Annotated in this window: 7 protein-coding genes and 1 pseudogene; 1 reads left to right on the forward strand and 7 read right to left on the reverse strand. The window is 39.2% G+C overall.

The features are described from left to right. Positions 1 to 23: 23 nt before the first annotated feature. The 4 genes and pseudogenes from QQK09_RS17270 to QQK09_RS17285 all read right to left on the reverse strand — a co-directional run bounded on the left by QQK09_RS17270 (position 24) and on the right by QQK09_RS17285 (position 5,541). The gene (locus QQK09_RS17270; protein ID WP_284205413.1) at positions 24 to 1,610 is read right to left on the reverse strand and encodes an ABC transporter ATP-binding protein; all 1,587 of its coding nucleotides are present in this window, start codon (positions 1,608 to 1,610) and stop codon (positions 24 to 26) included. Further along, positions 1,607 to 2,656: an ABC transporter permease gene (locus QQK09_RS17275; RefSeq protein ID WP_284205414.1), complete on the reverse strand. Its 1,050-nt coding sequence runs from the start codon at positions 2,654 to 2,656 to the stop codon at positions 1,607 to 1,609. Before QQK09_RS17275 ends, QQK09_RS17270 begins: the two co-directional genes overlap by 4 nt. A 1-nt stretch (position 2,657) precedes the next feature. Then, on the reverse strand, positions 2,658 to 3,737 hold the full coding sequence (locus QQK09_RS17280) for a microcin C ABC transporter permease YejB (protein ID WP_284205415.1): 1,080 nt from the start codon (positions 3,735 to 3,737) through the stop codon (positions 2,658 to 2,660). After that, positions 3,734 to 5,541: pseudogene (locus tag QQK09_RS17285) on the reverse strand (extracellular solute-binding protein). Before QQK09_RS17285 ends, QQK09_RS17280 begins: the two are co-directional and overlap by 4 nt. A gap of 295 nt (positions 5,542 to 5,836) precedes the next feature. On the opposite strand from QQK09_RS17285, the gene hpf reads away from it, so the two are divergent. Next, positions 5,837 to 6,247 carry a ribosome hibernation-promoting factor, HPF/YfiA family gene (gene hpf / locus QQK09_RS17290; protein WP_284205416.1) on the forward strand — a complete coding sequence of 137 codons (411 nt, stop codon included), beginning with the start codon at positions 5,837 to 5,839 and terminating at the stop codon, positions 6,245 to 6,247. Positions 6,248 to 6,348: 101 nt separating this feature from the next. Here hpf and tyrA read toward each other — a convergent pair whose 3' ends face one another. From tyrA to QQK09_RS17305, 3 genes are all read right to left on the reverse strand, one after another. Then, positions 6,349 to 7,476 (reverse strand): bifunctional chorismate mutase/prephenate dehydrogenase, encoded by a 1,128-nt coding sequence (gene tyrA, locus QQK09_RS17295; RefSeq protein WP_284205417.1) that lies wholly within the window; start codon positions 7,474 to 7,476, stop codon positions 6,349 to 6,351. A gap of 10 nt (positions 7,477 to 7,486) precedes the next feature. Further along, positions 7,487 to 8,554 (reverse strand): 3-deoxy-7-phosphoheptulonate synthase, encoded by a 1,068-nt coding sequence (locus tag QQK09_RS17300; RefSeq protein WP_284205418.1) that lies wholly within the window; start codon positions 8,552 to 8,554, stop codon positions 7,487 to 7,489. Between the two features lie 776 nt (positions 8,555 to 9,330). Further along, a protein-coding gene (locus QQK09_RS17305; RefSeq protein WP_284205419.1) for an IS630 family transposase occupies positions 9,331 to 10,354 on the reverse strand; the annotation gives its coding sequence in 2 pieces (ribosomal slippage) (positions 9,331 to 9,901 and positions 9,900 to 10,354; 1,026 coding nt in all). Positions 10,355 to 10,970 lie beyond the last annotated feature (616 nt).

Consider the following 10,970-nt stretch of genomic DNA (forward strand, 5'->3'; position numbering starts at 1 on the left):
GTATAGCAGAAAGTTATAATACGCTATAACAACGCGGAAGATAATAATATTTGTGTATATTCTTGTTGCGCCTTATTAAAGATCTCATCTGTTGTTCCCTGCTCAATTATTTCACCTGATTTCATCACTAATACACGGTGGCTAATCGCACGTACGACGGAGAGATCATGACTAATAAAGAGGTAACTTAGCGAACGTTCTTCCTGTAAAGAGAGCAGTAAAGCTAAAATTTGCTTTTGAATACTTCTATCTAATGCAGATGTAGGTTCATCTAAAACAATAAGCTCTGGATTTAAAATAAGTGCGCGTGCAATCGATATCCTTTGACGCTGTCCACCAGAAAATTGGTGTGGATAACGAGATGCACTGTGTTTATCTAAGCCAACACGTTCTAGCGTTGCCATTACTTTATCTTGTACTTGTTGCGGTGTTAAATCAGGCTGATGTACTTCTATCCCTTCTGCAATAATATCTCCGACACAGAGTCGAGGGCTAAGGCTAGCAAAAGGGTCTTGAAATACAATTTGTAACTTGGCACGTAACTTTTGTAAACGAGCATGATCAATCGCGTCAATCTGTTCACCTAAAAACACCACTTTTCCACGACTTTTAGTGAGCTGCAAAATAGCTTGTGCTAGCGTACTTTTCCCAGAGCCACTTTCGCCAACAATAGCCAATGTTTCACCTTTATGAACCTGTAAGCTAACATTTTTGACGGCATCTAAAGAGTGCGAGACTTTACCAAAAAAATTCTTTCTCAGCGGAAAAGAAACATTAATGTTGCTAGCCGTTAATAATAGCTCAGGTTCCTCAAGTGGCAACATCTCCCCCGTAGGAATAGCATCCAATAGCAGTTTAGTGTAATCCTGCTTAGGGGTATCAAACAAAGCTTGTTTAGCTTGATACTCAACAATCTCTCCATCACGCATGACGAGTACGTCATCAGCAATACTCTTAACGATGTGAAGATCATGTGTGATTAATAAGATGCCCATATTAAGACGTTGCTGTAGTGATTTTAGCAATGCTAAAATCTGTTTTTGAATAGTGACATCTAATGCGGTTGTGGGTTCATCAGCAATTAATAGTTCTGGGTCATTCGCTAGTGCCATCGCAATCATAATGCGTTGACGCTGCCCGCCAGAGAGCTCATGAGGATAAGCTGATAGACGAGTTTCTGGTGAATCAATTCCTACTAACGTTAATAATTCTAAGGTACGCTGCATCGCTTGTTTACCGACCATGCCCTTGTGGATCAATAGTGTTTCTGCAATCTGTTTTTGTACCGTATGTAATGGGTTTAGTGAGGTCATCGGCTCTTGAAAGATCATGCCTACTTTATTGCCACGAATTGCTTCTAGAACAGCATCACCTTTACCAACCAGTGCTTCGCCACCAAGGGTTATTTCACCCGTCGGATGATGCGCATGTGGATAGGGTAATAATTGTAAAATTGATTGTGCTAAGAGGGATTTTCCCGCTCCACTTTCACCAACAATAGCCAACGTTTTACCACGTTCGAGTTGGAAACTAATATTTTTAACAATATGGTTATCTGCAAAACTAATACTTAAATTATCTACCGTTAGTAATGGGATTTCTTTGGTCATGGATTTTTCCTTGGATCAAATGCATCACGCGTCGCTTCACCAATGAAAACGAGTAATACTAAAATGGTAGATAATGAAATAAACGCGGTAATTGCAAGCCAAGGAGCGTGTAAGTTATCTTTCCCTTGAGCAACCATCTCCCCTAGTGATGCAGAGCCGAGGGGTAAACCAAACCCTAAAAAGTCTAATGAAGTTAATGTCGTTAAAGCGCCAGTGAACAGGTATGGCATAAAAGTAAGCGTCGCAATCATCGCATTGGGTAGAATATGCTTAAACATAATTTTACTGTCTTTTACGCCTAACGCATTAGCCGCTTTAACATACTCTAAGTGACGCCCACGTAAGAATTCAGCACGCACTACACTCACTAGACTTGGCCAACTAAATAAGATCATCAACCCTAATAACCAGCTAAAGGTAGGCTCAACAAAACTGGCTAAAATGATCAGCATAAACAGCATCGGCAGCCCTTCCCATATCTCTAAGATGCGTTGTCCGAAAAGATCTATTTTACCGCCGTAATAACCTTGAATAGCGCCAATAATAATGCCAATCACTGAACTCACTAGCGTTAAGGTCAGCGCAAATAAAACCGAAATTCGAAACCCATAAACTAACCGAGCAAGTAAGTCTCTTCCCTGATCATCGGTGCCTAAATAATTAATATGGTTAGGCGGTGATGGTGCAGATTCTGTCAGTTCAAAATTGATACTGTCATAATAAAAAGGCACCAATGGCCAAATGATCCAGCCCTCTTTTTCTATCTGCTTTACCATATAAGGGTCACGATAATCAGTGACAATATCAAAGTCACCACCGAGCCTATCTTCGGTAATATCTTCTACTATTGGAAAATACCAATTTTGCTGATAGGAAACCATAATTGGCTTGTCGTTGATCCACAGTTCCCCTATTAAGCTTAATAAAAATAGAATAGAGAAAATCCAAAGAGACCAATAACCACGTTTATTATTTTTAAATTGCATCCAACGATCTGCATTAACAGGGTTACGGCGCATTCTTTGCCAATTTAACAGTAGTGACATATTAACGCCCCTCGAAAGTAATGCGTGGATCAATCAAGGTATAGGTAACATCACTAATCAGTTTGAGCACTAATCCCACTAAAGTGAAAATATACAATGATGCAAAAATAACAGGGTAATCACGATTTATCACCGACTCAAAACTTAACAACCCCAAACCATCCAATGAAAAAATAACCTCAATCAACATCGAACCGGTAAAGAAGATACCAATCAATGCTGCGGGTAAACCAGCTAACACCAATAACATCGCATTACGAAAGATATGTCCATACAAAATACGGTTTTGAGAACAGCCTTTAGCACGCGCCGTGATCACATACTGCTTGTGAATCTCATCTAAAAAGGAGTTTTTAGTGAGCATGGTCAAGGTAGCAAAGCTAGCTAAAACCGATGCAGAGATAGGTAGTGCTAAATGCCAAAAATAGTCTTTTATTTGTCCCCATAAGCTTAACGAATCAAAATTATCCGAGACTAAACCTCGCAGTGGAAACCAGTCATAATAAGAGCCACCTGCAAACAGTACAATCAGCATAATCGCGATGATAAAAGCGGGAACCGCATAAGCAACTGTGACGATCGTACTCGTCCAGATGTCAAAACGACTGCCATGTGAGGTCGCTTTTTTTATCCCTAGAGGAATCGAAATGAGATAAGCCAATAATGTTGTCCATAAACCCAGTGAAATCGATACCGGCATTTTATCGATGATTAATTGGGTTACTTTTTCATTACGATAAAAGCTATCGCCAAAATCGAATTTAGCATAGCGCCACAACATAGAAAAATAACGCTCAACGATTGGTTTATCAAAGCCATATAATTTTTCAAGGGCGGCAATATATTCAGGATCCACGCCCTGAGCACCACGGTATTGACTATCACCGCTGGTACTTTTAATTTCACTATTGGTACCCGATGCAATACGACTGCTGTTTCCGCCTTCAATGCCTTGATATTGAGCAATCGCTTGCTCAACGGGTCCACCCGGCGCTATCTGAACAATAAAAAAATTGATGGTCATAATCCCTAACAAAGTTGGAATAATGAGTAACAAACGCTTTAATATATAACTATTCATAACGCTTGCTCCGCTTCAGTTGACCACCACGTTGATAACCCTAACTCATAAACAGGTGATATCTCTGGTCGTGAGTATTTATCCCAATAAGCGATACGATAAGCAGGCAGATACCACTGAGGTATCACCATAAACTCATTAAGTAATACTCTATCAATCGCTTTAGTTGTATTAACGAGCTGCTCACGTGAGTGGCTGGTTATTAACTGCTGTACAAGCTGATCGAGAACCGGAGAACAGATCCCTGACCAATTTGATGTACCCGGCTCCATCGCACTGTCACACCCCCAGAAACTAAGCTGCTCATTACCAGGCGAGATAGACTGCCCTTTACGTAAAGAAACTAAGTCAAAATCAAAATTATTAAGACGATTAACAAACTGAGAAACGTCAACCAGACGAATTGAAGTTTTAATTCCAATACGCTTTAAATTTTGCCTAAACGGGTGGACGACACGCTCAAAGTCTTTACTGTAAAGTAAAAACTCAAACTCAAACTGTTCACCATTTTTATCCTGCATTTTGCTGTCTTTTAACTGGTAGCCAGCTTGTTCGAATAGCTTTACCGCTTGGCGCATCTGATCGCGCACATCACCATCAGCATTGGTCACAGGGAAAGAAACTGGCTCAAACACACTTGCAGATAGTTGTGATTGATAAGGTAATAACAATGCCTTTTCCGCTTGAGTAATCACCCTACCCGTTGCTAATTCAGAACCTGAATAGAAACTATTAATGCGTGTATATGCACCATAGAATAGTGTCTTGTTAGCCCATTCAAAATCAAATAACAGACTAATCGCCTCCCTTACATGTTTATCTTTAAATTTATCTTTACGCAGGTTAAACCAGAAGCCTTGCATCCCCTGCGGGTTTTGATCAGCGATTTTTTCAGTAATAACTTTACCTGAATTAAATAGATCACCTTGGTAACCGGTCGCCCAACGTTTAGAGGAACTCTCTAAACGATAATCAAAAGCGCCAGACTTGAAAGCTTCAAAGCAACCCCATCATCGCGGTAATAATCGAAAATCATCTTTTCAAAATTATAAAGGCCTTTGTTAACGGGCAGATCTTTTGCCCAGTAATCACTTACAAGCTCATAGGTAATGCGTTTCCCCGCTTTGAAAGATTGAATACGATATGCACCCGATCCCGTTGGAATAATTAAATCTGTTTTAGAGAAATCCTTATCGGACCAAAAGTGCTCAGGGAGAATTGGCAACTGTCCGATAATTAACGGCAGTTCGCGGTTACCTATTTCGGTAAAATGAAAAGTAACTTGAGATGAACTATCAATAACCACCTCTTTCACACCAGCATAATAAGATCGAAAATGTGGGGCTCCTTTTTCAATAAGCAGATCGAAACTAAATTTCACATCACTTGCTTCGATTTTAACTCCATCATGAAAGATTGCTTGAGGATTAATATTAAAACTGACCGATGAAAAATCATCAGCGACTTTCACTGAAGAAGCAATTAATCCATAACCTGTAAAAGGTTCATCACTAGATTGTTTAAGCAACGAATCATAAATCATACCAATACCTGTAGCAGCATTTCCTTTTACAATAAATGGGTTAAGAGAATCAAAGCTGCCAATGGTTGCTTGTTTAAAAGTCCCCCCTTTAGGTGCATTAGGGTTCGCATACTGAAAATGAGTAAAATCTTTAGTGTATTTAAAGTCACCATACATACTTAATGCATGCGACCAAGAAGATGCAACACTGGAAATACTGAAGGATGTAAAGGTGCAAAACAATAAAACGGGTATAAACTTAACAGTGTATTCAAAACGCATGAGTCAATCACTATCTATAAAGAGGAGTTGTAACGATAACAAAACAGAGAGTGAAAAAAAGTAGTTTAACAAAAAAAAGAGATATAACGAGGGAACTTATCCATTCAAGAATGGACTAATTATTTAGATTGAACAAGCAATCTTTTTTTTAATTTTACAAAAATAGTCTTAGGTCATAAATAATTTTACCAAGTGATCAACCGAAAGAAAGTGTGATCTAGATCACTTTAAAATTAACCGAAAAAGCCTAATCTATTTATGAACACAATAAGTGTATAACCTAAAGGTGTCTTATATGAGAATTGAAATTACTAGCAAACAAATTACTATCACTGACACAATGCGCACCAAAGTAGAGGAACGTTTTCAAAAGCTTGAAAAGCTACAAATCCCACTGATTAAGCCACACTGCATCATCACTAAAGAGCCTAAAGGCGTTAAGATTGAAGCAACAATCGGTGTACCGAATGGCAAGGTATTCGCTCATGCAGAACATGATGATCTTTATATCGCCATTGGTCAATTATTCCAGAAAATCGAACGCCAATTAAATAAACATTTACACAAATCTGAAGCGAGTCGCGCTAAAAATCACGGTAAAGATATGTGTCGTAACGGCGAAATCTCAGGACAACCTATCGAAGAGCCAGAAGTAGAAGTTTTATCTGATGCTGAAATTAAAATGAACAAAGAGTTCGTAGCATAATAACTCAATATATGAGGACATAAAAAAGGAGCTATTTAGCTCCTTTTTGGTTTTTAGTGATTTAAAAAAGTAATGGCATATAGCCACTACTCTTAATACACCTATTTATCTTCATAATGACGTTTATCGTGCGCTTGTTGCAGCATCACACGGCTTTCATCTAAAAATAACTGCGAGTAATCACCCATCCAATCTGTAACAGACTCAAAGCGCTTAATAAACTCATCACGGTCAGCATTTTCTAACATCTCAATCGCATCAGCAAAATGTTGATGGTAGCGCTTAATCATCTCTAAGTTGCCTTTTTGTGATAAGATAATATCAGCATATAAAGCAGGCTCCTGTGCAAACAAGCGGCCTACCATTGCTAGCTCTAAACGATAAATTGGTGAACTCAAATCAAGAAGCTGCTCCAAATCAGCATCTACACCTTGTAGATGCACGCCATATACAAAACTAGTAAAGTGGCGTAATGCTTGAATCAAGGTCATCGACTCATCATGTGTTGGTGCTTGCACATTATAAAGATGTGAACCCCAAATTTTCATCTGTTCAATTAACCAAACATATTTATCTTCACCACGACCATCACAGTAAACAATAACTTGCTTAGCAAAGCTAGAAATATCAGGACCAAACATCGGGTGTAATCCAACAACAGGACCTTTATGAGCCATTAACATCGCTTGTAATGGACCATCTTTAACACTGGTAATATCAGCTAAAATACAATCTTCAGGCAAGTAGGTCAGTTGGCTAATAATATCCTCGGTCACATCAATTGGAGAACCAACAATGACTAGACCCGCTTTACTACAAATCTGTTCAGCTTGATCCCAATTTGCACGACCTAAAATATCTACTTGATAACCAGAAAGCTCAAACATTTCAACAAAACGCTTACCTAATAACCCGTTACCACCAATGATAACAATTCGTTTCATCTCCGGATTAATCGTTTTAAAGCCTGTTTCGTTTTCACTTGCGTAAGACTCACGCATAGTACGACGCAAAATATCTTCAATCAAATCAGCAGGAACACCTTTTGATTCAGCTTCAGCACGGCGTTTAGCAAGCATAGCCGCTTCACGCTCGGGTACATAAATAGGTAACCCGTGCTCAGTTTTAACTTCACCCACTTCACCGACTAACTTTAAACGCTCTGCTAGCAGGTCAATTATTTGCTGATCTACTGCATCAATTTTGTCGCGCAATTTACTTAATGGCATAAAATCCTTCTTATCTCTTTTGTAAGCTAACAGCTAATGATTCAACGGCATCAGCAAGTAATGTCTCTGTTGTAGCCCAATCGATGCAAGCATCTGTCACTGATACACCATACTTAAGATCAGCAGCAGGAAGATCAGCAGATTGATTACCCGCATTAATGTTACTTTCTAACATAATACCTACAATTGAGGTATTACCTTCAACAACTTGGTGGAATACATCTTTAGCCACAAGAGGTTGTAGTTCATGATTTTTATTAGAATTTTCATGGCTGCAATCGACAATTAAAATTTCTTCAATCTTAGCTTTTTGTAAAGCTTGCTGAGCAAGTGAAACATTCAATGAATCATAGTTCGGTTTACCGCCGCCACCACGTAAAATCACGTGGCCATCTTTGTTACCGTTTGTTTGTAACAAAGCACTTTGACCTTTTTGATTAATACCCATAAAACGATGTGGATGAGATGCAGACTGCATCGCATTTACTGCCGTTGATAAACTACCATCAGTACCATTCTTAAAACCAACAGGCATTGAAAGACCACTCGCCATTTCACGATGGGTTTGAGATTCAGTCGTACGCGCACCAATAGCAGCCCAGCTAAACAGATCACCGATATATTGTGGGCTGATTGGGTCTAATGCTTCAGTTGCAATAGGTAGACCTAATTCAGAGATAAATAGTAATAATTCACGTGCACGTTTCAGACCCGTTTCAATATCAAAAGAATCATCCATATGCGGGTCATTGATTAAACCTTTCCAACCAACGGTTGTACGTGGCTTTTCAAAATAAACACGCATAACAATAAATAATGTATCTTTATATTGATCGTGTAATGCTTTTAATTTATATGCATACTCTTTCGCTGCTTCGATATCATGGATAGAACAAGGACCACAAATCACTAAAAAGCGAGGATCTTTTTTATGCACAATATTGGAAACAATTTCACGAGACTCATTAATAAATCGATACACATTATCAGACGCAGGTAGTTGCTTTTTAAGTTCTTCAGGAGTAATTAGAACAGTTTCTGATTGAATGTGGATATTTTCATTTTGTAGCGTAGTCATAATAGTCTCGTTAAATGTTAATAGTGAATCTATCATACCATAGCGAATTAATAGGGGAATTGTTAACAGGATGATATTGAGATAATTTAGTGATATTGAATAGTAGTTAATAGATGAATTAGGATAGATGAAATAAAGATCAGCATTTATAAAAATGAGAGTAGCTCAATTCAACTTTAGCAAAGCTTAAAAATACAACGGTGAGTTGTTTTTTAGGACATCAATTGGATAAAGTACGATATCAACTTTCTCTTTAGGGGGGATTGATACGCTGAAGTGCTTGGCGATGGATGGACATTGCTCATAAACTATCGCTTCAAAGTCCCAAAAGAAAAAGGTGCAACTGCGGTTCGGTCTTTAGGCCGACAATTTGGCGAAGCCCAATATGTATTTTATCTTCAGGAGATTTATTGATACGCAGAGGCGCTTGGCGATGGGTGAACATTGCTCATGAACCTTTGCTGTCGCACAATTAGCACCATACGTATTGGCCAGTCGAAACGTTGAAGTATCTCAGAATGATGATTAATCATTTCTTGCTGCCCCATATAGTGGGCCAATGTCGTCTAAGCGGGTAAAACGCAAAAATAAGGTACCGCTGTAGGTCGGTCTTTAGGCCGTCAATTGTGCGAAGCGCGATATGAACTTTATTTTTAGGAGATTTATTGATACGCAGAGGCGATGGGTGAACATTGTTCGTAAACCTTGCCTGTCGGTAAACTCGCTATACGCATTGGCCACTCGTCACCTTGAATATCTCATACCAATTCCATTAATTAATTGGTCAGATTAGTCCACGATCTTGAACATAATGAAATAACTCTATTGATGTCACTTCTGAAATGATTCCAAGCATTAGCGCATTTTTCTACAATATCGTCATAATCTCTGAAAACTCGATTAGCAATTTCATTTTGTCGCATCCATGACCAGACTTGCTCAATTGGATTTAATTCTGGAGAGTATGGCGGGATGTGGATAATACTTAAATTGGGGAATGCGTCGCCTAAGTATTCTTGATGCCAGCTAGCACCATCCATTATCACTACAGCATGTCGGCCAACCTCAGTTGCGTTTGCAATGAGTGCTAGATGTTCTTTCATTATTTCCATATTACTAAACGGTGCAATAATGGCTTCTGTTTTACCATTGGTCGGGCAAACAGCACCAAACAGGTAGGCATAAGTGTATTGTTGTTGCTGAACGACACGTGGTCTCGTGCCTTTTTCAGCCCATATTTTAGTGTTTGTATTCTGTTGCCCGAACCGAGCCTCATCTTGAAACCAGATATCCACACGATCTAAAGCCACATGACCAGGGATCTTAAGGATCGTTTTTATTTGGAATTTTTTTAAAACTTTCCTGTGCGTCAATTGATTGTTTAGGATGCTTTGAGCGCGTCGTGATCCAACTAAGATTTAGTTCGTGTAGCAGGTTGTAAATATTGGATTTTTTATACTCTATGCCAAACTCTGTCAAAACATAACACTGGACATCTTTCCCTTGTAGCCTGCCACCATCAGCCTTTACAGCTGATGAAACAACAAATTCTTTTAGTTGAGAGAGCTGTTCTACGCTTAACCCCTTTGGACGACCTGTATGCTTTTTCTCTTTTAGCCCTGAATCCCCCTGTATTAAATAGGTTTGTATCCAGCTATTAACACTCGTTCGGCTTACTTTTAAGTATTCAGATATTTGAGTTCTATTTTTACCATCGAGGAAGTGAGAAACCGCTAATAAGCGAAGCTTTAGTCTCGCATCTGATGTTGAGCTAATGATTTTAGATAATTCTTGAGTCATATTCAGCACCTTTAAATTGTACCTTATTAGATCACAAAATTAATGGAATTGGTATAAACAATCAGGTACAGCTGTAGGTCGGTCTTTAGGCCGACAATTGGGCGAAGCCCGATATGAACTTTCTATTTAGGAGATTTATTGATACGCAGAGGCGATGGGTGAACATTGCTCGTTACCCTTGCCTGTCGACAAACTCGACCTACCCTCGAATAGGTCAACATAAATCAACACAATTAAAAAAGCCCCACCGGAACTAACCAGTGAAGTGACCCCGTAAAGTTGGCTATTTTAAATTAGGTACTTGGCGATGGATGGACATTGCTCATGAACCAGTGTTGTCGCACAATTCGCCCTACTATCCCATGATTTGATACTGCCTATGGCAGGCTATTAACCTTCCCCATGCGAGAGTAGGCCTCATTTATCAAGTGGCTAAAACGAAAAAATCCCTGCTGACGTGAGTCAACAGGGATGTTTCGTATTAGGCGCTTGGCGATGGGTGAACATTGCTCGTTACCCTTGCCTGTCGGCAAACTCGCCCTACTATCGAGTAGGTCAACATAAATCAACACAATTAAAAAGCCCCACTGGAACTAACCAGTGGGGCTATTTTAAA

The sequence above is a fragment of the Psychromonas marina genome (assembly GCF_030161115.1).
GTDB classification, from domain to species: Bacteria; Pseudomonadota; Gammaproteobacteria; order Enterobacterales; family Psychromonadaceae; genus Psychromonas; species Psychromonas marina.

Coding starts and splice junctions, on each gene's coding strand:
- QQK09_RS17270 (WP_284205413.1), bottom strand. CDS start 1,610: ATGACCAAAGAAATCCCATTACTAACGGTAGATAATTTAAGTATTAGT.
- QQK09_RS17300 (WP_284205418.1), bottom strand. CDS start 8,554: ATGACTACGCTACAAAATGAAAATATCCACATTCAATCAGAAACTGTT.
- hpf (WP_284205416.1), top strand. CDS start 5,837: ATGAGAATTGAAATTACTAGCAAACAAATTACTATCACTGACACAATG.
- tyrA (WP_284205417.1), bottom strand. CDS start 7,476: ATGCCATTAAGTAAATTGCGCGACAAAATTGATGCAGTAGATCAGCAA.
- QQK09_RS17280 (WP_284205415.1), bottom strand. CDS start 3,737: ATGAATAGTTATATATTAAAGCGTTTGTTACTCATTATTCCAACTTTG.
- QQK09_RS17275 (WP_284205414.1), bottom strand. CDS start 2,656: ATGTCACTACTGTTAAATTGGCAAAGAATGCGCCGTAACCCTGTTAAT.